This window comes from Marinobacter flavimaris (assembly GCF_002933295.1).
Classification (GTDB): Bacteria; Pseudomonadota; Gammaproteobacteria; order Pseudomonadales; family Oleiphilaceae; genus Marinobacter; species Marinobacter flavimaris.
Window position 1 is genome coordinate 1 of the sequence record NZ_PSSW01000005.1, and the last position, 23,103, is coordinate 23,103.

At 57.0% G+C, this 23,103-nt stretch carries 21 protein-coding genes and 1 pseudogene; 14 read left to right on the forward strand and 8 right to left on the reverse strand.

The features are described from left to right. Nucleotides 1–123: 123 nt before the first annotated feature. The 7 genes and pseudogenes from MDHKLMBL_RS10375 to MDHKLMBL_RS10410 all read left to right on the forward strand — a co-directional run. Nucleotides 124–708: pseudogene (locus tag MDHKLMBL_RS10375) on the forward strand (DNA ligase); the annotation flags it as partial. Nucleotides 709–823: 115 nt separating this feature from the next. After that, the gene (locus MDHKLMBL_RS10380; RefSeq protein WP_008175748.1) at nt 824–1,081 is read left to right on the forward strand and encodes an HP1242/YdcH family protein; all 258 of its coding nucleotides are present in this window, start codon (nt 824–826) and stop codon (nt 1,079–1,081) included. Nucleotides 1,082–1,181: 100 nt separating this feature from the next. Further along, nucleotides 1,182–2,447, forward strand: coding sequence for a glycerophosphodiester phosphodiesterase family protein (locus MDHKLMBL_RS10385; RefSeq protein ID WP_008175750.1), 1,266 nt, complete (start codon nt 1,182–1,184; stop codon nt 2,445–2,447). A 164-nt stretch (nt 2,448–2,611) separates the two neighbouring features. Continuing rightward, nucleotides 2,612–3,667: a type IV toxin-antitoxin system AbiEi family antitoxin gene (locus tag MDHKLMBL_RS10390; protein ID WP_241956217.1), complete on the forward strand. Its 1,056-nt coding sequence runs from the start codon at nt 2,612–2,614 to the stop codon at nt 3,665–3,667. Continuing rightward, nucleotides 3,633–4,502: a nucleotidyl transferase AbiEii/AbiGii toxin family protein gene (locus MDHKLMBL_RS10395; RefSeq protein ID WP_104270760.1), complete on the forward strand. Its 870-nt coding sequence runs from the start codon at nt 3,633–3,635 to the stop codon at nt 4,500–4,502. The genes MDHKLMBL_RS10390 and MDHKLMBL_RS10395 overlap by 35 nt, the downstream gene beginning before the upstream one ends. 341 nt (nt 4,503–4,843) lie before the next feature. Beyond that, nucleotides 4,844–5,197: a hypothetical protein gene (locus MDHKLMBL_RS10405; protein WP_008175757.1), complete on the forward strand. Its 354-nt coding sequence runs from the start codon at nt 4,844–4,846 to the stop codon at nt 5,195–5,197. A gap of 167 nt (nt 5,198–5,364) precedes the next feature. Further along, nucleotides 5,365–5,943, forward strand: coding sequence for an outer membrane beta-barrel protein (locus MDHKLMBL_RS10410; protein ID WP_014578628.1), 579 nt, complete (start codon nt 5,365–5,367; stop codon nt 5,941–5,943). A 39-nt stretch (nt 5,944–5,982) separates the two neighbouring features. Here MDHKLMBL_RS10410 and cysK read toward each other — a convergent pair whose 3' ends face one another. The 3 genes from cysK to MDHKLMBL_RS10425 all read right to left on the reverse strand — a co-directional run bounded on the left by cysK (nt 5,983) and on the right by MDHKLMBL_RS10425 (nt 10,424). Next, entirely contained in the window at nt 5,983–6,954 is a 972-nt protein-coding gene (gene cysK / locus MDHKLMBL_RS10415; RefSeq protein WP_092034294.1) for a cysteine synthase A, read from the reverse strand. A gap of 43 nt (nt 6,955–6,997) precedes the next feature. Then, complete coding sequence (locus MDHKLMBL_RS10420) at nt 6,998–9,913, reverse strand: transporter substrate-binding domain-containing protein (protein ID WP_241956218.1); 2,916 nt, start codon at nt 9,911–9,913, stop codon at nt 6,998–7,000. A gap of 67 nt (nt 9,914–9,980) precedes the next feature. Then, nucleotides 9,981–10,424: a methylglyoxal synthase gene (locus tag MDHKLMBL_RS10425; protein ID WP_008175765.1), complete on the reverse strand. Its 444-nt coding sequence runs from the start codon at nt 10,422–10,424 to the stop codon at nt 9,981–9,983. 83 nt (nt 10,425–10,507) lie between these two features. Here MDHKLMBL_RS10425 and MDHKLMBL_RS10430 point away from each other — a divergent pair, with 83 nt between their 5' ends. Then, on the forward strand, nt 10,508–11,299 hold the full coding sequence (locus tag MDHKLMBL_RS10430) for an ATP-binding protein (protein WP_104270761.1): 792 nt from the start codon (nt 10,508–10,510) through the stop codon (nt 11,297–11,299). Here MDHKLMBL_RS10430 and MDHKLMBL_RS10435 read toward each other — a convergent pair whose 3' ends face one another. The 3 genes from MDHKLMBL_RS10435 to pdsR are packed head-to-tail and all read right to left on the reverse strand — an operon-like array spanning nt 11,300 to nt 15,361. After that, the gene (locus tag MDHKLMBL_RS10435) at nt 11,300–12,607 is read right to left on the reverse strand and encodes a DUF3422 family protein (protein ID WP_092034291.1); all 1,308 of its coding nucleotides are present in this window, start codon (nt 12,605–12,607) and stop codon (nt 11,300–11,302) included. Between the two features lie 18 nt (nt 12,608–12,625). After that, the gene (locus tag MDHKLMBL_RS10440; protein WP_008175771.1) at nt 12,626–14,656 is read right to left on the reverse strand and encodes an ATP-binding protein; all 2,031 of its coding nucleotides are present in this window, start codon (nt 14,654–14,656) and stop codon (nt 12,626–12,628) included. Between the two features lie 3 nt (nt 14,657–14,659). Then, nucleotides 14,660–15,361 carry a proteobacterial dedicated sortase system response regulator gene (pdsR, locus tag MDHKLMBL_RS10445; RefSeq protein WP_008175773.1) on the reverse strand — a complete coding sequence of 234 codons (702 nt, stop codon included), beginning with the start codon at nt 15,359–15,361 and terminating at the stop codon, nt 14,660–14,662. Between the two features lie 193 nt (nt 15,362–15,554). Between pdsR and MDHKLMBL_RS10450 the strand changes: the two genes are divergently transcribed. From MDHKLMBL_RS10450 to MDHKLMBL_RS10470, 5 genes are all read left to right on the forward strand, one after another. Continuing rightward, a complete protein-coding gene (locus MDHKLMBL_RS10450) occupies nt 15,555–17,669 on the forward strand; it encodes a marine proteobacterial sortase target protein (RefSeq protein ID WP_104270762.1) in 2,115 nt (704 codons plus the stop codon). Then, entirely contained in the window at nt 17,666–18,256 is a 591-nt protein-coding gene (locus MDHKLMBL_RS10455; protein WP_053113239.1) for a class GN sortase, read from the forward strand. The genes MDHKLMBL_RS10450 and MDHKLMBL_RS10455 overlap by 4 nt, the downstream gene beginning before the upstream one ends. A 48-nt stretch (nt 18,257–18,304) precedes the next feature. Further along, entirely contained in the window at nt 18,305–19,003 is a 699-nt protein-coding gene (locus MDHKLMBL_RS10460; RefSeq protein WP_053113238.1) for a lysophospholipid acyltransferase family protein, read from the forward strand. Nucleotides 19,004–19,098: 95 nt separating this feature from the next. Further along, entirely contained in the window at nt 19,099–19,341 is a 243-nt protein-coding gene (locus MDHKLMBL_RS10465) for a GlsB/YeaQ/YmgE family stress response membrane protein (protein ID WP_008175780.1), read from the forward strand. Between the two features lie 2 nt (nt 19,342–19,343). Next, a complete protein-coding gene (locus MDHKLMBL_RS10470) occupies nt 19,344–19,745 on the forward strand; it encodes an MAPEG family protein (protein WP_041645712.1) in 402 nt (133 codons plus the stop codon). Between the two features lie 65 nt (nt 19,746–19,810). On the opposite strand, the gene MDHKLMBL_RS10475 is transcribed toward MDHKLMBL_RS10470, so the two are convergent. Both MDHKLMBL_RS10475 and MDHKLMBL_RS10480 read right to left on the reverse strand, forming a co-directional pair. After that, nucleotides 19,811–20,464 carry a DUF2202 domain-containing protein gene (locus tag MDHKLMBL_RS10475; RefSeq protein WP_158254282.1) on the reverse strand — a complete coding sequence of 218 codons (654 nt, stop codon included), beginning with the start codon at nt 20,462–20,464 and terminating at the stop codon, nt 19,811–19,813. 308 nt (nt 20,465–20,772) lie between these two features. Beyond that, nucleotides 20,773–21,213 carry an OmpA family protein gene (locus MDHKLMBL_RS10480; RefSeq protein ID WP_014578618.1) on the reverse strand — a complete coding sequence of 147 codons (441 nt, stop codon included), beginning with the start codon at nt 21,211–21,213 and terminating at the stop codon, nt 20,773–20,775. Between the two features lie 322 nt (nt 21,214–21,535). On the opposite strand from MDHKLMBL_RS10480, the gene MDHKLMBL_RS10485 reads away from it, so the two are divergent. Further along, a complete protein-coding gene (locus MDHKLMBL_RS10485; protein ID WP_053113236.1) occupies nt 21,536–22,984 on the forward strand; it encodes a rhomboid family intramembrane serine protease in 1,449 nt (482 codons plus the stop codon). Nucleotides 22,985–23,103 lie beyond the last annotated feature (119 nt).

The following is a 23,103-nucleotide window of genomic DNA, read 5'->3' on the forward strand; positions in this document are numbered from 1 at the left end:
GTACTACTCAACAACAGGAGGAATCTGACGACCCGGACACTCAAAAAGCGGTCACTGAAAACTGATGAAAACCGGACAATCTAAACTGATAAAAATCGGTCAAAACTCACTGTTGTTGACAGGATGGGGCGGGGCCGTTTTGCGGAATTGTCAGGGGCGGTGCGTCAGGTGGTGCCCGATGACAACGATTGGCGGCGGATTCGGTTCATGGTGTTTGATCTTCCGGATAAGGAGGCAACCTTCGACCAACGTTTGGCCCGGCTGCGTGTATTAATCCAAGAGGTTGAATCACCCTACATGGCGCTTGTCGATCAGCAACGGGCGAGCACCCATGAGAAACTGATGCAGCGTTTGGATAAGATCGTCGACGGCGGCGCAGAGGGTTTGATGTTGAAGCTGGGGTCCAGTCATTACCGAAGTGGGCGCTCCGATGATCTACTGAAAGTAAAACAGTATCAGGATGCCGAAGCGGTGGTTGTTCATCATCTGCCGGGAAAGGGCAAATACGAGGGGCTGATGGGGTCACTGCTGGTGGAGTTGGACGATGGCAGGCGATTCCGGATTGGTACGGGGTTCAGCGATTCCGAGCGAGCGTCTCCTCCGAGACCCGGAACCACGATCACATTCAAGCACTATGGCCTCACAGCCACGGGGCTGCCTCGCTTTGCCAGCTTTCTCCGTATCCGGAATGATGAACCTGCGCGGTAATTGAGCGCACAGGCTCACTGGCGCTTGACGGGGGTCAAGACTGGCAAGCGCAGCTAGCCATACACTGGAATGAGTCAAATACATCTCATCCCCCACAGTCATGGAGACTGCGCGAATGTCCCTCGAAAAACACGATCTGATTCACGAACTGCCGGAATCCAAAGAAGCCATTCATCTTTTGAAAACCAACAGCACTCACTTCGCCAAGCTGTTTGACGAATATCATGAAGTGGACCATGCCGTTCATCGCGTTGAAACGGGCGCTGAAAACACCTCCGATGAGTATCTGGAAAACCTCAAAAAGAAGCGGCTGAATCTGAAGGACCAGTTGTTTGCCATGATTCGCGAGTATGAGGCTTCGGCGGCTAGCTGAGGGCAACCTGCCAGATAATCCAGCATCGGCTGTCAATTGGCCGTAATCCTCCTTGGGGAGACTGTTGATAGGGTATCATCGGTCTCACAAGGAGGAGGTTATGATGTTACGGATCCTTTCGGGGCTGGTGCTGTGCTCGGTACTTTCCCTGGTACAAGCGGCGACCGTTGAAGAGCTCTCCCCGCAATCAATTGCGCTGGCGCCTGAACAGTCGGAGCCCTCGGTCCATCTGGGACCACGGCCTTTCTGGCTGGTTGGTGCAATGGACGACAGTCCGCTCAAAGAGCGCCTGCAAGCCTGCAATACCGACACTGTCGAGAAAACGGATTTCTCCATCGGCCATCGTGGCGCGCCCCTGCAGTTTCCCGAACATACCCGTGAATCCTACATTGCGGCAGCGCGCATGGGTGCGGGTATTCTGGAATGTGATGTCGCCTTCACCAGGGATCGGGAACTGGTTTGCCGACATGCCCAGGACGACCTTCATACCACCACCAATATCGTTGCCGTCCCTGCATTGAACGCCAAGTGTACCCAGCCTTTTGTGCCCGCCGATCCTGCCACGGGCACGCCGGCACAGGCCGAGTGTCGCACCAGCGATATCACTCTGGCCGAGTTCAAGTCACTGGAGGGCAAGATGGATGCCCACAACCCAATGGCAACCACGCCGGAGGAATACCTGGCTGGCACCGCAGACTGGCGCACTGATCTCTACTCCAGCCGGGGCACCTTGATGACTCATCAGGAGAGCATCGAGTTGTTCAGGGCTCTGGGCGCGAAGTTCACTCCGGAATTGAAATCACCGGTGGTTGCTATGCCCTTTGAGGGGGATTACAGCCAGCAAGACTATGCCCGCCAAATGATCCAGGATTACATCGATGCCGGTGTGCAGCCGGAAGACGTCTGGCCCCAGTCCTTCAATTTGAAGGACGTTCTTTTCTGGGTAGACGAGATGCCGGAATTTGGTCGGCAAGCAGTCTTCCTCGACCAATCTGAGTCTACCCTTGTGAACGCGTCCGCAACCTATATGGCTTACCTTAAAAGTAGGGGTGTGAACATTCTGGCGCCGGCGCTCTGGAAGCTGCTGACTCTGGACAGCCAGAGGCAAATCGTTCCGTCCCGGTACGCGGAGAATGCGCGCGAAGCCGGCCTGGACCTGATTGCCTGGACCGTTGAGCGCAGCGGTCCGCTGGAAAAGGGCGGCGGCTGGTATTACCAGACGGTGACCGATGCCATTAACAACGACGGCGACGTGCTCACCGTGATCGATGTTCTGGCCCGTGAGGTAGGTGTGATTGGGGTTTTCTCGGATTGGCCGGCGACAACGACCTTCTATGCCAATTGTATGGGGTTGTCTAAGCATTGAGGTAGGGACGGCGCAGCGCCAAGTTGGCCCCCCGGAGAGAATGTGAATCTATGGCCTGTTTCTCCGGAGGACAGACAATAGCGCTCCTGAGCTCTTGTTCACTTAAAAGTCTTGTTCATTATTAATGAACAGTGCTATTTTGTGAACATAATGTTGGAGAGGCTATGAAACCATCAATCAACGAGCGCGCATTTCTAAGCCAGGCAATCCGCGCGTTCCATCAAGAGACAGGTTTAGACTTACACCCTACTGTCGAGAGTGAAGTGATGCCCTGCTCTGATGGCCTCATTCTTGCACTGGGCGATACGGGCATCCAGTACAGCGTTGAGCTGAAGCGCTGGGCGCAGCAGGCGAATATAGGCACTATTGTCGCTCAGCTACGGCGAATGCCGCCGCCCGCATTGCTGGTCGCTGATTACGTAAACCCGAATATGGCAGACCGCCTTCGAGAAGCCGGCGCACAGTTCATTGACGCCGCCGGCAATGCTTATCTGAACGAAAAGACATTCTTCATCTTCGTAAAAGGTAATCGCAAAAGGCCGGTTCATGCATCAGCAAGGAAAACCTCCCGAGCCTTTAATTCATCTGGTTTAAAGCTGATTTTCAGTTTTCTAATGGACCCTCATCTGGTCGGTGAAACTTATCGAAAAATGGCAGAAGTCAGCGGTGTTTCCCTCGGAGCCATCGGCTGGGTTCTGAATGACCTGAAAGACAAGGGCTATGTTCGAGAACATGGAAAGAAGGGCGCAAGGTCACTTGAGAACCCTATGGGGCTGCTTGATCGCTGGGCCGAGTCCTACCCGGAAAAACTGCTACCCGAGTTGGACATGGGGCTATTTCAGGCAACCTCTGCGATGCCGTGGAAGAAAATCCGGCCGGAGCTTCTGGGTGGGTGTTGGGGCGGGGAAGTTGCCGTCTCTCGGCTGGGCAACTATCTGTCGCCTGCCCAGGGGACTATTTATCTGCCCCGAGAAAAGCTGAAAAGCTTGGTGATGGAATATAGGCTTCGTAAAAGCCCGGGCAATTCACCCAATACGTCCGAGACATTGCAGATCAACGAGAAATTCTGGCTCGCTGATTCACTCAACGTAAACCAAACTCCTGGGATTGCCCCAGATATTCTTGTCTATGCTGACCTCCTGATGACCGGCGACTCGCGTAACCTGGAAGCAGCGGAGCGGCTTTATGCCCAGATTAAAGATCGATTCCAAGAATATTAATCCGACTCAATTGAAGACCTACGGAGCCATCAAGTGTGTCGCCGTGGATCAGGATGTGCCATTCATCATTGTCGGCGCCTCCGCCCGTGATCTGGTAATGCATCACGCCTATGGAGCACCCATTCAACGGGCAACAATGGATATCGATCTTGCCGTTCAGGTCCCGGATTGGGCTGATTTTGAACGCATCCGCGATAGTTTGATTGGCAAAGGTTATACCAAAACCGATCTCCCTCATCGTTTGCACGGCCCGAACGGCGCACCCATCGACATTCTTCCTTTTGGAGCTGTTGAAAGTGACGATTCAGTTATTCAATGGCCGCCTTCTGGCGAAGTGCAAATGAGCGTGGTCGGTTTTCAGGATGCCCTGAATAACGCCGACTGGTTGATGATAGCAGCAGAGTCAGAGTCAGAGTCAGAGTCAGAGCTGGAGTTGCCTGTTGCCAGTCCTCAGGGATTGGCCCTTCTGAAACTGGTGGCCTGGTCCGAAAGAGATGCGCAAACAAGACGCAAAGACGCGGCCGATATCGCTTATCTGGCATCCAACTATGAAAATATTCCTGGCCAGATGGACCGGCTTTTCGAACAGCATGAAAGCATCCTCGAAGCCTACGGCTGGGATACGAGACTTGCGGGCGCTCAGTTGCTCGGCAAGGAAACGGCACAGATTGCCAACAAATCAACGATGAAAGTCCTGCGACGCCTGCTCAGTAAGGATCTGATTGCCAACCTGACTAGGGATTCGGGCAACACGTGCGGCGATTTCACCGAAGAAGTTGTGTCAGCGTTTATTGGCGGACTTTTTGGCTCAGAAGTAACAAATGTACAAAATTGACTCAGAAGCCAACCGCATAACACCAATGGCGGTAACTTCTCAGAATGCAAGATTTTAGAGCGAAATCACTGTCAGGAATGGCTCGAAAACGCTCCCGAAGCCTTCGGCGAAGAGCTTCCGATTATCCAGAAAGAGTTCGACGGTTTTGAAGATACCCGTGGACGCCGAGATTCACTTGTTCTCGACAAAGACGGCAACCTGGTCATTATCGAAAAGAAGCTGGATGACATCCGATCGTTATGTGGTCTGGCAGGCGCTGAAGTACGGCGGCTACTCCGCGAATCTGAGCAGTTCCTAGCGCCTGATATTCGTGGCGGCTAAATTCCGCAAAGAAGTCACCAATGTGGTGTTATGGCTCAGCCAGTTCTGATTGCATTCTCTTCCTTGCGCTTGTCTTCTACCGCCTGACACGGCCGGTTTCCTCCAGAAAACGGCAAAAAGGGGTAGAGGCGCAATCAGGTTTAGGTATCGATGCCATTCGCAATCTGATCAAAGCCAATCCCCTGGAGGCCGCGTTGATGGCGTTCGCAGTGGGTATCGCAGAGCAGAAGGATCCCAGGCTCAAATCATTGCTGATGGAAGGTGGCATGGTGCTGATGAAACGGGCCGAGTCGTCTGACCCCGACCGGGTCGTTGCATATAAGACTCCCGAGAACGAGAGTGAAACCAAGCCAGATTCTAATACCCCTCAATAAGTCAAAGTTGTTGTTTTTTTCGAGGTTAATTGCGGATTACGGGATCTTAGTCCGGGTTTAACCCGGTAGGGCAGGAATTCCTAGTAGGGTGAGTTCAGGTAATTGAAAGGCAACTTTCGATTTCCATGGAATGAAAGGATATTTGAACTCATTAGGAGGAACGCCCTATGAATTCCGCAATCCGTTTTACCAGCGCCGCACTGTTCACAGCCTCGTTTGTTACTGCGCCCGTCGCATTAGCTCAGAGCAACGTGGAGAGGGACCAGTCAGGCCCGTATGTCAGCGGCAGCTACGGTGGCTACAAATCACACGGCGGCGAGTTCGAGGACGAAAACGATCTGCTTGGCGCCGCTGTTGGCTACCAGTTCAATCCGTTTTTTGCCCTGGAGGCCGAATACATTGATTTCGGCAACTTTGGCGAGGACGACGTTGAAGGCAAGCTGAAAGGCTTTGGCCTGAGTGCTGTTGGCCGTCTGCCTCTGACCGACAGCTTCGGCGTCTATGGTAAGGCCGGCGCGTTTGCGTCTGCGTTCGATGTTGATGCATTCAACGAAAGTGAAACCTACGATGAAGTATCGCCCTTTGTCGGCGCCGGTGTGGATTTCCGGGTAACGCCTGCGCTGACGGCATTCGCGGAATACAATCGCTACAACGTCGACATTGATAAAGAGGACTTCAACGGCCAGGTAACCAACAGCGGTCCGGAGTTTGATACCGGTCGGGTCGGCCTGAAATATCAGTTCTGATCAGTGCAGGGCGCAGCGCGAGGCTGCGCCTTTTCCCGTTTACTGAACGTTTTCCTGCTCGCCAAACTGGCCGGCGAATAACGCGGTGGAAAGATAACGCTCGGCGGTATCCGGCAGCACCACCACAATGTTCTTGCCCTGGTACTCCGGCTGCTTGCTGATGCGTACTGCAGCCACCACGGCTGCTCCGCAGGAAATACCGCAGAGAATGCCCTCTTCCTGCATCAGCCGATGGGCCATGTCCATGGCCTCCTCGTTGGTGACCGTCTCCACCTGATCGACCATTTCCAGATCCAGATTCTTCGGCACGAAGCCCGCACCGATGCCCTGAATCTTGTGGGGCGCCGGTTTGATGTCTTCGCCGTTCAACATCTGGGTGATCACTGGTGAATCGGTGGGTTCGACGGCAATGGTGGCGATCTGTTTGCCCTTGGTGCCTTTGATGTAGCGGGAAACGCCGGTCAGCGTGCCACCGGTGCCCACGCCCGCCACGAAGATATCGATTTCACCATCTGTGTCTTCCCAGATTTCCGGGCCGGTGGTGTCCTCGTGGATTCGGGGGTTGGCCGGGTTCTGGAACTGCTGGGGCAGGAAATAGTTATCCGGGTCTGACGAGAAGATCTCTTCGGCCTTGGCGATGGCACCCGGCATGCCTTTGGCAGGTTCGGTCAGCACCAGTTCGGCTCCCAGTGCCTTCAAGACTTTGCGACGCTCAAGGCTCATGGAGGCGGGCATGGTCAGGATCAGTTTGTAGCCCCGGGCGGCTGCCACGTAGGCCAGGGCGATACCGGTATTGCCGCTGGTGGGTTCCACAATGGTCATGCCCGCCTTCAGGGTGCCGCGCTTCTCGGCGTCCCAGATCATGGCAGAGCCGATCCGGCATTTAACGGAATAGGCCGGGTTTCGGCCCTCAATCTTGGCCCAGATCGTGGCGCCGTCGTTCACGCGGTTCAGTCTGACCAGTGGGGTGTTGCCGATGGACAGGGAATTGTCCTCGTAGATGCGAGCCATGGCGTTCTCCTTGTTACTTTGTTTTTATTCAGTCTAGCACCACTCAGGAACCCACTGAACGCGCTTCCAGCCGGTTGCGACCGTTCTGCTTGGCCTGGTAGAGCGCCTGGTCTGCCTGTCTGAGAAACTCTGCTGGCGAGTCGTCGGGGCCCGGTATGCCAGTGGCAAGGCCAATGCTGATGGTGAGGTGAACGTCGTGTTCTCCGCATACCGAGCAGCTTTTTTCGACGTGTTTGCGGAAGGATTCCAGCCGGTTGCGAATTTCGCTGTTGTCCTCATAGCTGGCGAAAATGACGAACTCTTCGCCACCGAAGCGCGAGAGCCGGTCGGTTTCCCGCCGGAAATGTTTGCGCATAAGCTCTGCCAGTGTTTGCAGGCAGATGTCGCCTGCTTCATGGCCGTAATTGTCGTTGATCCTTTTGAAGTGGTCGGCGTCGACCATGGCCACTGCGAAGCCAGAATGGTGGCGCTGGCACCACTGGAAGCTCTTTCGGAATTCCTGGTCAAAGTAGCTTCGGTTGCCCAGCTTTGTCAGGTCGTCGGTAACGCTGAGTTTCGCGAGCGTCTCGTTGGCCTCGGTCAGATCATGGTTGAGGCGATTCAGCTTTCTATTCCAGTAAACCAGCAGGAAAGCGATCACAATGGCGGCGATCGACAGTTGCCAGATCAGGGTGTAATCCACAGGCTCTTTGAGGCGGATGTTGCGCCACTGCCTTTCGAGGTCTTTGCGTTCCTGGGTGGTAAGACTGGATACCAGTTTCTGCATGATGCCCAGAACAACAGGCTCGTCTTTCCTGACTGCAATAGACAGCGACCAGTCTGCTGGAATGCGCCCGATGACCTTCAAATCAGCGAGGCCGAGTTCCTGCATATAGTAACTGGCGGTTGCCAGAGTGGTGATGTAGCCGTCCAGTTCGTTGTTCTGCAGTTGCCTCAGGCCAGCCTGCTCATTGGGAACTTCGACCAGGTTCAAGGAGGGATAGCGGCTTTGGAGCAGCTCTGCGAACGCGTAGTCCTCGACAACACCGATTCTCTGGCCACGAAGATCGCCCACGCGTTCTATAAAGGGGGCTTCAATCCGGCCAAGAACCACTGTGGGCACTTCGAGATAGGGTTCTGTAAAGTTGAGGAACTCCAACCGTTCCGGCGTTTGCATCGCCATGGTGAAAATCTGACATTTACCCTGTTTGATCGAGGCAATGGATTCGGTCCAGCTTTCTGTGGCAACCAGTTCGAAGTCCACGGGCGATCGTTTGGAGAAGAGTCGCGCAACCTCTGCGGATAATCCGGCATGCCTGCCTTCCTCGTCCAGGCCTTCCAACGGGAACCAGTCCGGATCAATACAGTAGCTGAGTTGATTGTCATGCGTCCCGAGCCAGGCGAGCTCAACGGCGTTCAGAGAAACCTCACCAGTTTCCTGGACTTCCACATCAACACTGGCCCCCAACCAACGGCTCTCGATGGTGTGCATTTCTTCCGGCGTGATTGCTGCCAATGCATCGTCAAGGATGTCCGCGAGCGGCGCGAGCCCTGGTCTCACGCCGAACCGCAGATCTTCTCCCGTCTGTTCGTCCAGTACCAGCTCGCCGGCTATCCGGACACCCGGGATGCCCAACTCGCGAATCCAGAAATTGCCATTGGGCAGGGCGGCCAGAACAACATCCACCTCGTCCCGGGATAGCGCCTGGAACATGGCCTCCTGGGTCGTGAATATTCGGGCATTTTCGCCCAGGGCCTCTCTGACAGGCTCTTCGTAGTAAATACCGGAACCGAGGGCAACACGCTGATTTTTGAGATCAGCCAGGGTCTCGGTTCTCAGGGTTGGGTCCCGGGTAAAAGCGACGTTCGGGATGGTGTGATAGGGCTCGGTGAAACGAGTGAAAGCCTCCCGTTCCGGTCTGAAAGACATGTTGGCCAGGACATCGATCTCGCCATCCCGGAATAATGGCAACAGTTCTACCCATTGCCCCTCAACCGGTATCACCTGTAATCCCGTCAGGTCCGATATCCGATTGAGGATATCAACGGTCAAGCCGTGAATTCGTGTCCCGCTTTCGAAGCTGTAGGGTGCGTAATCCCGCATCAGGCCAACGCGAACAGGGCCCGTTTCAGCAATGAACCGGCGCTGTTCTGGCGACAGTGAAAAACTGGTTCCGCTTACGAGGCTGTTACCTCCAAGGTCCTGCCAACGCTGAAGTAGTTGGCTGATTCGCTCTTTCGGGACCTGTTCCAAACCAGAGGCGATCTTCCGATACAGGTCCTCGTTGGACTTTAAAACGCCAATGCGGAAATCTTCGGTCGCCAGATCGCCGAGTGGCGCGGCGCCGGCAATTTCGAGAAAACCGAATCCGGCCTTGTTGGCATAGTATTGGAGCGTAAGCCTGGGGCCGACAACGACATCAACCCAGCCGAAAGCAAGGGCCCGAATGAGGCTGTGAACGGAATCGTAGCTCGTGAGGGAGACACCTTCTGCCTGCAGTGCGTCGCGGTAGTACACGTCGCGCACAATACCTACCCGAAGTCCCTTGAGATCTGAAAGGGTGTTGATGTCCCCCAGTGGCCTCTGGGTATTGTGCATCAGATAGGTCTGGCGAAGGTGGTAGGGCTCAGTGAACAGGATGTTCTCTGCACGCTCGGCACTGAACGAGATGCCGTCGATAACATCCAGTTCGCCCCGCAAAAATGCATCGTAGATTTCCGGCCAGCTGCCGGCGCGAAACTGGAAGGTCAGATCGGCCCTGCGGGCGACTTCCCGAAGCACATCAACAGAAAAACCGGAGGCGCCGGGGCCATCGTCGAACGAGTAGGGTTTGTTGTCGCCCACGATGCCGACAGTCACGGTGTCGTCCGCCTGTTCGGACATCGCCAGTGGGGATGCGAGCAAAAGGCAAAGGGCCCAGAGGACTGTCGCGGCCACGCTCCGGTATCGGGTTTCTTTGTGAGTATCGGAAGTCTTCATCGGCGAGCCGGCGATCCTTTACAGCTTCGACTTAAGTGTAGCCTTAACCGACTCGATTGAACATTACTCAGGTGCTCACTGGGCGGCCGGTGTAATCGGAGAAGTCCGGCTTTTTCGGATGATGCTGGTCGTCTGTCATGTACGCCGAGGTAAGAATGAATTCGGCAGTTGCGCGGTTGCAGGCTACGGGAATGTTCCAGAGCGCGGCAATGCGCAGCAGGGCCTTGATGTCCGGGTCATGGGGTTGAGGTTCCAGGGGGTCCCAGAAGAACACCAGCAGGTCGATTTCGCCCTCGGCGATCTTGGCGCCGATTTGCTGGTCGCCGCCTAGCGGACCGCTTAGCAGGCAATGGATATCGTCCCGCTCCAGGTTATCCCGGAGCAGCCGGCCGGTGGTGCCGGTGGCGTAGAGTTTCAGTGGAGCGAATCGGGTGCGGTTCTCGGCAACCCAGTCCACCAGTTCCTTTTTCTTGTTGTCGTGTGCCACCAAAGCGACGGATTTTACGGCCATTTGGGGTAAAGTCTCCTGTTATCAAGGTTTTTACGGTGTCAGTGTTTCACAGGCTGGCCCGGTTCGGAATAGGAAAGAGGTTTATGTCCGCGACAACATCGTTTGACTGGCAATCCACACCGGCGTCTGTCTGGCGTCGGCATCGCTCGGGGCTGCGCGCCATCCGCCGGCTCGATCCGGTGCAATGGCAGGATCTGAAGGGCATCGACCGACAGCAGCAGGCTTTGGCCCGCAATACCGAGCGGTTTCTGGCCGGTGAACCCTCCAACAACGCGTTGCTCTGGGGCTCACGCGGCACCGGCAAGTCGTCGCTGATCAAGGCGCTGTTGAACCGCTACCAGGAGCGAGGGCTGCGGATGATCGAGGTGGACAAGGATGATCTGGTCAACTTGCCGGAAATCGTTGACGACATCTGCGAGCTGCCGTTCCGGTTTGTGATCTTCTGCGACGACCTGTCGTTTGACGTTGGTGAGTCCAGCTACAAGGCCCTGAAAAGTGTACTGGAAGGTTCCCTGGAACTGCCCCCGGAGAATGTAAGGGTGTATGCCACCTCCAACCGCCGTCATCTGATGCCGGAGTTCATGTCCGATAACCTCAAGAGCGAAATGCGCGACGGTGAGCTGCACCCGGCCGAAGCCATCGAAGAGCAGGTGTCCCTGGCGGACCGGTTCGGTCTTCAGCTTTCGTTCTATGCGTTTTCGCAGGCTGTGTACCTGCAGGCGGTGGACGCGCTGTTCCCCGACTTTGATGACCGGGAAGGCCTGCATCGGGAGGCGATCCGCTTCGCCACTGCCAAGGGCGTACGCAATGGTCGCACGGCCCAGCAGTTTTACCGGCAGTTTGCCGGCGAGCAGGATCTCGGCAGGCTGAAGTAGCTACTGCCGTTTTGCCATCTTGATGAAGTGATGGTGGACCACCCGAACCCCGAGAAACACCAGGGTCATTACCACCGGAATGGCGATGCCCAGAACCAGGGTCTTGTTGAAGACAACACCGGCTTCGTAAACCGAATCCAGCCCGAATTTGAGCAGGCCGATCAGGTAATAGGTGATGGCCACCACCGAGAAGCCTTCCACCGTATGCTGCATCATCAACTGGATCTTGGAGCGCCGGTCCATGGAACTGAGCAATTGCTGGTTCTGGCTCTGGATGGCCAGTTCCACCCGGGTGCGCATCATGTCCGAGGCCCGGTCGACCCGTCGGGAAAGGTCTTCCAGCCGTTCGCTCACCGCTTCGCAGGTTTTCACTGCCGGAGTCAGCCGGCGGGTCATGAATTCGGTCAGGGTCAGGTGGCCGGAGAGTTCGTCTTCCCGTAATTCCTCCAGGCGGGTCAGTACCAGCCGGTGATAGGCGCGGGTGGCAGAGAAACGGAACGTGGAGTGGGCCCGGAAGGCCTCGATACGGGCCGCAATGTTGGTCAGCTGGGCCAGCAGTTTTTCTTCGTCGACATCCTCGTTTTCCGCCAGTGACCGGGTGATCACGGCCAGTTTCTCGTCCATGTCGTTCAGGGACGGCGTGATTTCCCGGGCAACGGGGAGTGCCAGCAGTGACATCAGGCGGTAGGTTTCGATTTCCATCAGGCGCTGGGTCAGACGGCCCAGCTGGCTGTCCGACATGTGGTGGTTCATCACCATGAACCGGCCAAAGCCGTCACTGTGTAGCCGGAAGGTGCCCCATACCCTGGCGGCACCCTCCTGGGGACTGCTCCCGACCAGTCGCATGCCTTCGAAGTGCTTGCGTACATAGTCCAGGTCGCCTTCGGTTCCGTCAGCGGCGGGCCGTACTTCCAGGTGGAATGCCGCAATCACTGTACCGGTCAGCTGTTCCAGCCACTCCTCGGGCAACGGTGTAATGCCGGTCTCGCTGAAGGGTGTTTCCTCACCCGCAGCCAGGTTGATAAAGGTGTAGGACGCGAATTCCATGTGCATCTCGCGACGTACCCGCAGGGCACCGAAGGTATGTTCAAAGCAGCCCACCTCGTTCTCCGGGACCGGATGCCCCATCAGCCGATGAAGTTCCTGCAGGTGCCGGAATTGTTCCTGCCGTTGCTCAGGTGTTGTCAGAACCGCCATCTGGGTAACCCGCGCCGGTGTCGGTAGCACCTGGAACGGCCTTGAGTGCAGCTCGTTGTAGAGATCGTTCCGAAGCGGGTGAATGTCGAGGGATTCCAGGCGTGCGCTCACGGCAGGGTGGTCCTGTGGTCAAGAGTGGATAGCTGGGATCATAACCCGGAAGCACACACCGTCAATGCCACCTTGGGCGCGGTTCCGGGCTTCCACATGGGCACCATGGTAGTCGGCAATCAGGTTGACAATGAGCAGCCCCTGTCCCAGGTGGCCCTGTTCCTGGCCGTCCCGCATTGAAACGAAGGGGCTGAAGATGTCAGTTGTTGTGTCTTCGGGCAGCGTTGAACCCTCGTTGAAGACCGACAGACACAGCCCTTCCGAAGTTGTTTCCAGGCCCACCTCAATCAGGCCATCCTGTGGTGTGAAATCCCGGGCGTTGTCCACCAGCTTGTCGAGCAGTTGCACCATCAGTTCTGGCGAACCCGTGATCTTGCAGCCTGCCTGCGGCCCCGAATAGCGGATCTGATGGCTGCTGTCGAGGGCCTGATACGCAGCGGTTGCTTCTGCGGCCACCTCCGCCAGATCGAACTGTTCTTTATCCGCATGGTCCAGGCTCTGTTCCAGGCGCGCCGCTTCGCTCATGCCATGGAGTATCTGCCGGAGGCGTTCGGTGGCGGAAGCGGCCCTTTCGATGTATTGCCTGCGCTCTTCCTCCGAATCGCTGTGGTTGAGGTTTTCCAGCGAGGAACGAACTACGGCGACAGGTGTTTTAAGCTCGTGAGAGAGTCGCCGGGAGAAGCTTTCCAGGTAGCGGTTGTACCCGTGGAGACGATCCACCATCAGGCTGAAGTGTCGCTGCAACTGGCCCAGTTCGTCCTTGCTTCGGGCATCCGGCACTCTGCCTGTGATCCGGCCGTCTTCATCAATACTGGCGCTGACAGCACGCTGCAGTCGTGTAATCCGCCAGGAGAGCCAGCTGGCATAGCCAAGCAGAACCAGGGTGAGAGCAACAATGATGAGGGTGCTGCGGGCAATGACCGAGCCGAGGGCAGAGCCGGAGAGAGTAAGAAGCTGATCCAGCGATTGCTCCAGAATCAGCGTGCGGCCACCGAAAACCTCCCGGGTGGTCAGCAGCCAAACGCTGTCATCTTCATGACGGACCAGGCTCGTTTCCGGTAGCGCCTCAACGTCCACACGGTTGGTGTCGGTTTCGATTGAGGTGGGTTCTGGCTGGTAGAGGCGTACCAGGCCTCTGAGTGCATTGAGACTGATCTTTTCGATCACCTGCACCGGGCTGAGACTATCGAACTCTGGCGCTGTGACGGCTGAGTCAGCCTGTTGTCTCGCGATGACCCATCCGGCCGGTTCAACCAGTCGGGCCTGCTGGCCGGGGTTAAGTTGTGGTTCCAGCTGTCGCTCCAGGGCGAGATTTCGACTGACCAGCACCGGCAATGGATCAACCGACGTGGAGACGCCGGTTACCTGATCACTGCCCCATAAGGCCGCAAAACCCAGGCGGCTGCGGTCGACAGGCATGGGCAGTTTCAGTTCCAGCTGCCAGCCATCGCCGGCGCCCTGCAAAAAGCCGGAGAGGCGATAGTCAGGCTGGCCGCCTTTCTCTTCAAGGCCATAGAGCTGGCCGGGAGCCGGTGTGCGCAGTAACCAGGACTGCCGGCCGGATTCCTGGGCCAGGTTGCCGCCTGAGGGCTCTAGCCAGAGCCTCAGCCGGTCATGGGCCTGTTCCGGGCTGCCGGGATTAAAGAACACGGGTTGCCTATGGCTAACGCGAATTAGCAGGTACAGGTTCCGTCTATCGGTAGCGGCCTGCCATTGCAGAGCCGTTTCCCCGGCTTTGCCGCTGGTGACCCTTTGCCAGTTTCTGGTCTGGTTTGCCTCGTCATATCCTGGCCAATCGTCAGCGTAACCATCCAGGTTCAGGTTGCCGGCAAAAGGTTCCACGTAGATGGCGGGCTCACCGGGCCGGACCACCGGCGTACCGATGATCTGATCGCCGGCAGTCGCGGCCAGTCTTTCGGCCTGGGCCTGGAGTTGCTGCCGGGCCTGTTGGCGAAGGGCATCGTCCAGCTCCAGAACAAACTGAAGGCCCGCCCAGGGGATCAGCAGCATCAGAAGGCTGGCAACGAACAGCTGGCGCTTGAGATTCAAGACTCAGACCTCACGGGCGTTCCACCGGTAGCCCATGCCGTAGGCGGTCTGTATGCCGTCAAAAGTTGCGTCAATCTGCTGGAACTTGCGGCGGATACGCTTGATGTGGGAGGTGACCGTATTGTCATCCAGCACCGTGCTTGCGGCTTCCATCAATTGTTCCCGGCTGCGGACATGGCCGGGGTGCTGAACCAGCGAGTGCAGCATCCAGAATTCAGTGACGGTCAGGTCGATGGGCGTTTCATCCCAGGCCACTGTCATGCGATCCACATTGAGGGAGAGTTTGCCCCGCTCGAGCACCTCGTCCGGTTTCTGCAGGGCTTCGGCCCAGGCGTCGGCCCGCCTGAGCAGGGCGGTAACCCGGGCCAGCAGGTGGTCCAGGCTCATGTCCTTGGTGACGTAATCATCGGCCCCAAGGCGCAGGCCGTGGACGGAATCGATATCGCTGTCACGGGCGGTCAGGAAGATGATCGGCAGGGTCTGGGACAGTGACCGCAGATCCTGACACAGGGCAAAGCCGCCCTCCGGTTCGTCGCCCAGGCCGACATCGATGATGGCCAGGTCCGGCAGTGACTGACGCAGCACCTGCCAGGCAGAAGACCGGTCGCCATGGGCAGTCACACGATAGCCCCGGCGCTCGAATGCGGCGCGGTAGTTGTCGCGGATGGCCGGTTCGTCTTCGATCAGTACAACGTGTTTCTTCATGGTGGCGGCTGCTTCCCCTTGCCGGTGTGTGCCTATTTAACCACGGCAGGTTTTGATAACAAGTGCGAAGGGCGTTGTTGCCATAATTCATCATTTTTTGAGGGCGGTTTGTCGCTTTCTGCCATGGGAGTTCCTTTCCGGATTGCTGAAATGGCGGTGTTTCGCACAGTCATGCAGTCACAAGGATTCCCTCATGATTATTTCCAGTTCTCCTCTCAGGCTCTACTCACCAGCCTCTGTTACCCGGCGTCAGCGATTTCGGTTAAAACGCTTTCTGGAGGGTGTCAGCCTCTGGCTGTCGGTTCTGTTGATGTTGTTTGTTCACCCACTGTATGCCGAGGCGAATGAGGCAGACAACGTCGGCCAATTGCATTTTGTCGATGGCCAGGGGCAATGGCAGGAACCGGCACTGGTGCTGGACAGTGAATTCGACATCCAGGTCAGCGGACTGATTGCCGACACCCGGTTGCTGCGCAGTTTCCGGAATACCAGTGACCAGTGGCGGGAAGGCATTTTCGTGTTCCCGTTGCCCGAGAAGGCCAGTGTCTATGGTCTGACCATGAAGGTGGGGGAGCGGACCATTGAGGGCAAGGTGCAGCCGAAAGAGACGGCGCGTCGGACCTATGAGAAAGCAAAGCAGGCCGGGCAGCATGCGGCGAATGTGGAGCAGCAGCGTCCGAATCTGTTTACCGCCCGGGTTGCCAATATCCCGCCGGGGGAGACGGTTTCGGTGGAGCTGAAGTACCAGCAACCGGTGCAGTATCAGGCCGGGGTGTTCGAGCTCACTGTGCCAACCACGCTGACGCCCCGTTACATGCCGGGAAAGGCGCTCAGTGCAGCGCCGGATCAGTGGCAGGGTGGTTGGGCAGTGCCGACGACCGAAGTGCCGGACGCCGGTGCCATCAGTCCCTTTACGGTTAATCCGGGTGATGTGGCGGACGATAGCCATCGGGCGGTGATCAATCTGGTGATTGATTCCGGGCTCCCCCTTGAGAGCGTCTCCAGCCCGTCGCACCGACTTGCGACCAGTCAGGACGGCCAGACGTTCAGAGTTCGTCCCGATGGGGGCGAAATCCTTATGGACCGGGACTTTGTGGTGCGCTGGCGCCCTGTTGCCGGGCTGGAGCCCTCGGCAGCGGTGTTCCATCAGTCCTGGGAAGGAGAGGACTACCTCATGGCCATGCTGGTGCCCGGAGAAAGCGGCGCCATGGCGTTGCCCCGGGATCTGGTGTTCGTGATCGACACCTCCGGTTCCATGGCGGGCGAATCGATCCGCCAGGCCCGAGATGCTCTTCAGGCCGGTCTGGGCACACTGACACCAAGGGATAGGTTCAATGTCATCCAGTTCAACAGCCAGACGCATTCCCTGTTCATGCAGCCTGAAGTGGCCACCGGTAACAACCTTGCCCGGGCGCGCCAATATGTGGATCGCCTTCGTGCCGACGGTGGCACCGAGATGGCACCGGCTCTGTCCAGAGCCCTGGAAGGCGGAGGCGAGACTGAAGACGGCGCACGGGTGCGCCAGGTCATTTTCATTACCGATGGCGCGGTGGGAAATGAAGCCGCCCTGTTCCGGCAGATCCGCCAGCAGCTTGGAAACCAGAGGCTGTTTACGGTGGCTATTGGCTCTGCGCCGAACCGGCACTTCATGCGCGAAGCCGCCCGCTGGGGGAGGGGTACCTACACGGCGATTCACTCGCCTTCGGATGTGGATGGACCTCTGCAGGCCCTGTTCTCAGCCATGGAGTCACCGGTTCTGACCGATATCGGGGTCAACTGGCCCGGCCAGAAAGCCGGTCAGGAGTCGTTTCCGAGACGCCCGGGCGATTTGTTCCAGGGCGAGCCGCTGATTCATGTGGTCCGTGGCGTCCCGGCCACGGGGCAGCTGGAGGTGTCGGGGCGCCTGCCGGGTGGCAGGGACTGGACCAGAACGCTGGATCTGCAGCAGGCCGCTCCCGCAACGGGGCTGCATCGGCATTGGGCGAGGGAGAAAATCGACAGTTTGGAGGATGAGGCTAAGGTCACAGGCCGGGAGCCGGATGAGGCCGGCCTGACCGAGCTGGCGGTTCAGCACGGCCTGATGTCTGCCTACACCAGTTTTGTGGCCGTGGATTCCACACCCGCCCGAAGTTCAGAGGCGCCCATGGAATCGGATAATTTGCCCACTCTTCTACCGGCGGGCAGCCAGGCGGGCATGCTGCGCTATCCACAGACGGCAACATCGGCGCCGTTGCTGATCGCGCTCGGTTTGGTGGGGTTGATGTTTTCACTGGCGATTGTGCTGCTGCAGAGGAGGGCGTTCTCATGACCCGGCTTCTGCTTCTGTTATTGACCAGCTCTGCTACCTTGTTGGTATTCGGGTTATGGATTCCGCTCAAGGCGGTTATCGCCCAGGAATTACTGGCGATCGCCTGGGCTGAAAGCCAGGCACGGCAGACGGAATCGCGTCCCTGGCCCTGGGCGGACACCTGGCCGGTAGCCCGGCTGGCTATTCCGGAACTGAACGACTCGATGATTGTTCTGGCCGATACCCATGGTGAGAGCCTGGCCTTTGGGCCGGGCCGATTAACCGGAGGCGCAGATGTCGGGGGAGCCGTGATCATTGCCGGGCACCGGGATACACATTTCCGGAGCCTGAAAGCACTGGAGACCGGCAATGAGGTGCGTCTGCAGGGAAGGGATGGCCGTTGGCAGAGTTACCTGGTGGAGGGTGCCCGGGTGGTGGACAGCCGTTCAGAGCTGATCGATACCCAGCGTCTGCCAGAGGGGACGCTTCTGCTGGTGACCTGTTACCCGTTCGACAGTGTCGACGCCGGTGGGCCGCTGCGATACGTCGTCAGAGCCTCGGCAAAGGGTAAACAAAGGGAACAAATTGACACTGTTGCCGGAATATAAAGTTGGCGTACACTTGTGCGCCAAAATTTCGCTGCAGAGTTTGGTTGCATGGGTATTATCAGAAAACTGCTGGCGTGGCTGAGCGTACCGATCATTTGCCTGTTCGCGCTCGTGTTCTACGCGGCGAGGCCGTTCAATCCGGACAACAACCGTATCCTGGCGCGCGTCGTCGCTCGTTTCGGGCGGGCGGTTCTGGGTATGGAGCGCCCTCTTGAAGGCTGGGAAAACATGCCGCAGGACCGGCCTACCGTCGTCATTGCCAATCACCAGCACAATGACGATCTGTTTGTTGTGGGCGACTTGTTGCCGCCGCGCACCGTCACGGTTGGTAAATCGTCACTGGTCTGGGTGCCTTTCTTTGGCCAGGTCTTCTGGCTGGGCGGTAACGTTATCCTTAATCGCGGACGCTCCCACAAAGCCATTGCGGTCATGAAGGCCACCAGCAGCGCCATCGCACGGGATCGAAAGAGCCTCTGGGTTTTCCCCGAAGGCACCCGCAGCAGGGGCCGGGGACTGCAGAAATTCAAGAAAGGCGCGTTTCACGCAGCGGTAGCATCGGGCGCGCCCATCACCATGGTCTGTGTTCAGGAGTACGCCGATGAGGCCGTCGGCTGGACCGGCCGGCGTGAGTCAGTGGCCATTCGGGTTTTACCGCCCATCGAAACCGAGGATCTCACGGCTGATGATATTCCGGAGCTGATCGAGCGTTGCCACAAAAAAATGTCGGAGACGATTGCCACATTGTAATCGCCTCGTCTGGAAGTGCTTGAAGCACTTCGGTAAACAGGGCAGTCTTGCGGGACTGATCGTTTCGTTCAACGACCCTCAGGGAGAGGCAAGAGATGAATCTGATTCTGTTTTTGATTATAGGCGGTGTGGCCGGTTGGCTGGCTGGTTTGATCATGAAGGGCCGTGGTTTTGGCATTCTGGCCAACATCGGTATTGGTATTGTCGGCTCGTTTCTCGGCGGTTTTGTGTTCCGCCTTCTGGGTCTGGCGGCCCAGGGTGCTGTTGGTGAGCTGGTCACCGCAACGGTAGGCGCTGTGTTGCTTCTCGCTATTGTTAGTGCAATCAAGAAGGCCTGAGCATGATCGTACCCGTAACCGGAGTGTTTGCCGCAGTTATCGGCATTCTTTTGCTGGTGTTGTCGGCGCAGGTCGTCAAATTTCGTCTGAAGTACAAAAAGGGCCTGGGCGTCACCGATGATCGGGATTTCGAGGCCGCGGTCCGGGCCCACGCCAACCTGGTGGAGTATGCGCCACTCGGTCTGCTCATGCTGGCTATCGCTGAGCTCAACGGCGTTTCCAGTACTCTGATTTACTGGACCGGTATGGCGCTGGTGGTTGGCCGCATTCTTCATGCCTTCGGCATGATCAACGGTCGCGGTGGCACCCATTGGGCCCGTATGATCGGCATTCTGCTGACCTGGCTGGCGATTCTGGTGACAGCCTTATTGCTGTTGTGGAACGTCTGGCAGGTTTATGGCTAGACCAGAAAAGAACGGGCGGCCAATGGCCGCCCGTTCTGCTTTCAGCAACCCGGTTTTATACCCGGTCAGTCTTCAACCTGGCTCTCATCCTCCAGGATAAGCTCTACTTCTTCCGCATCCAGTACCTGAGGCTCATAGGTCAGTCCCTGTGCCTCGATCACGCTTACAAAGGCTTTCAGGTGGCTTTTTGATCCATCCAGCAGGTTGGAATAGGCAAGAATGATGGCGCGCTCATCGGTTTGATTAATCGCAGCCAGAATATCTCTCATATCCTTCTCTTCGATCAGGCCCCCTACGAACAGGCCATCAACAAACGAGTTTTTTCCCTTGGCAACCAATTCGTCATACAGGGCCTGAAGTTCCTGATTGGTGAATACGCCGATCGTGTCATTCACTACCGGGTCTTCAACATCAAACTTTTTCAACAGGTAGTCTACGGTGCTGGTATGAGATTCTTCGGACAGCGCGATTCTTGCGAATACCTGCGTTCTGTCGCCCCAGTACTGGTCCATTGTGAGATAAACGTCTCGGGCCAGCTTTTCCTCTTCGCGCATGAACTGCAGATCGCTCACCTCAATGGTGGTCAGATCTTCCGAATCGGCAGTTTCTGCCGATCCACCCCCGCCGTCGCTGTTGCGCGGACCGCCTGCAGCGAATGTGGCGCTGGTAAGGAACATCGAACCAATGAGTGCGGCAGTGGTGAAGGTTTTTGCGTTCATAGTGACCTCTCTAGTCAGGTAACAGTTAAACCCTGGATACATGACTAAGACGAGGAATTCGGGCAAAAGGTTCGTTAAATAAATGTAAGTTTGCTTTCTAGTTTGTAAATAAAGTCTTGTTTTTATTGAATAATAATTTTCAGTTTTAATGAAATTGATCCGTTTACCGCTTCAGAAATCGGAATAATTAAGATTTCATAAAAGCCGCCGACAGCGGTTGCAGGGTGTTCCATCACGCCTGTGCAGGGTGCATCCAGCCCCCGCTACGCGGTAAGTCCGGGGGCGGCCTATGGGGTTGGTGTTGCCGCTCAGAGTGCCTGGGCGACATCCATGTCCATGTATTCCAATTCTACTCGGCGGTTGGCAGCCCTGTCTTCCGGCGTTGCCAGAGGGCGCGCTGAGCCCCAGTGCCGCATTAGAATCCGGGATTCCTCCACGCCTTCCTGAATGAGACTTCGCGCCACTGCATTGGCCCGCAATCGTGACAGAAACTGGTTGTAATCCTCCGAACCGAAGTTGTCGGAATGGCCATGAATCCGCACGCTCACGGAAGGATGCTCCTTCAGGTAGGCGGCGTGCTGTTGCAGGAAGGCAATGTCATCCTTGTCCAGTGAGTGCTTGTTGAAGCCGTAATGGAACTTCATGCGGTGCGGGCGTCTGGTCCCGGCATCGTAAGTGGCAGCGGTGAAGCCTGCGGCCATCGCAGCATTGGCGATCAGGCCCGGGTTATCCAATACAAGTACGGTCATCTGAAAATCCTTGGTTCGGTATCCGGTTTTTCTTGTTATTCCTGTTCACTATTGGCCGGAGCAGGAATAACGGCAATTGGCGAAAAGTCGATACATGTCCCGGCACAGTCCGTCGCTGGAAATGATTTAATGTCATTTGTGTGACGCGCCAATGACAGTCTCACCGGTAGTCCGGGCTTTTCCGACTCTGTGGGGTGTGCCACATTTCCGGGATTGACCCATAGCGACCTTTGCGCTGGATTCCATTTGAGCGCGAAAAGAAGGCGTGGCTGTGGTAAAAAGCAGACTTTCAGGGACAGATTATGATGAATTGTGACCGCCCATGCTGATTATCCCCGCCGAGAACGCCATCAACTGGAAACGCCCGCCCTGGGTCACCCTGGGCCTGATCATGGCCTGCCTGCTGGTTTTCCTGTTTTATCAGGGGGACGACAGCCGGAAACTCGAGCAGGCCGTTGAACAGTACCTGGCCGCCGATCTACATGAGCTGGAGGCGCCGGCCTACGAGGATTACCTGCAACGGCAAATCCAGTTCCAGGGTGAAGAAGGCCGGGTATACGAACTACAGCAGTTTCAGCAGCTCCGGGAAGAGAACGAAACCTTCTGGCTGGCCATCAATCTGATGATGGATCGGGAGTTCTACCAGTATCTGCTGCAGAACCGTGATGTGATCTGGGCGCCGACAGAAAGGGCCCGTTGGCAGGAGCAGCGCACTGCGATAGAGCAGCAGTACATCCAGAAGCTGAGTGCCAACCAGTTGGGACTGGTTCCTGCCGATCTGTCACTGTATACCCTGATCACCTACCAGTTTCTGCACGGCGGCTGGGGCCACATCATCGGTAACCTGATCTTCCTGTTCCTGCTGGGATTCACCGTTGAGAAAGCCCTGGGGCCGGGTCGGTACCTGATTGCCTATCTGGTTTGCGGTGCCTTGTCCGGCCTGATGTTTACCGCGGTTTCGGCGGGTAGCTATGTACCCCTGGTGGGTGCCTCTGGCTCGATCTCCGGCCTGATGGGCATGTACGTAGCCATCTATGGCCTGCAGAAGATCCGTTTCTTCTATTTTCTCGGCGTTTACTTCAACTATTTCCGTGCTCCGGCTATTGCTCTGTTACCGGTATGGGTGGGCAAGGAAATCTACGATTACTGGTATGCCGGTGCCACCGGTATCGCCTACATGGCCCACGCTGGCGGTCTGATCGCAGGTGCCGGCCTGGTCTGGCTGCTTGGCAAAAGCTGGCTGCAGGTGCGAGAGGAATTTTTTGAACCGGAAGAGGAAGAGCAGGATGCCCGGTTTACCACCGGTTACGCCCAGGCCATGGCCAGCCTCGGCCGAATGGAGTTCGATCTGGCCCGGCGGCAATTCGAGGCTCTTCGTGAGCACTATCCGGAACGCCATATTCTGCTGGAACACCTTTACCAGTTGGCCAAACTCCGCCCGGACTTGCCCGAATATCGTGATCGCGCCAAAGAGCTGATGAACGATGCCCTCAGCCGGCGCCAGCCAGAGCAGATGATTGCGATTTGGCAGGAATACCTGGGTAAAGGGGAAAGCTATCAGCCGTTATCGGCGCAAGACCATAACCGGGTGTTGTTTACCAGCCTGAAACAGCATGATCTGAAAGCTGCCGAGAAAGCCTTTGAGCGATTGAAAAGCACCGGCGATGACATGCTGACCACCGAGGCCTGTCGGTTGCTTGTGGAAGAGTTTGAAAAGCGCCAGATGGCGCCCAAAGCTCGTCATTATCGTCAACTTCTTCAGGCCGGCTAGCCTCGGGGCAGCAGGGTATGGGAGGGGCTTCCCAAAACACGCTGTGAATACGTCCCTGTACGCTCGGCTCCGCCATCCATGGCTCCGCACGGTTTTGGGAAGCCCCTCCCATACCCTGC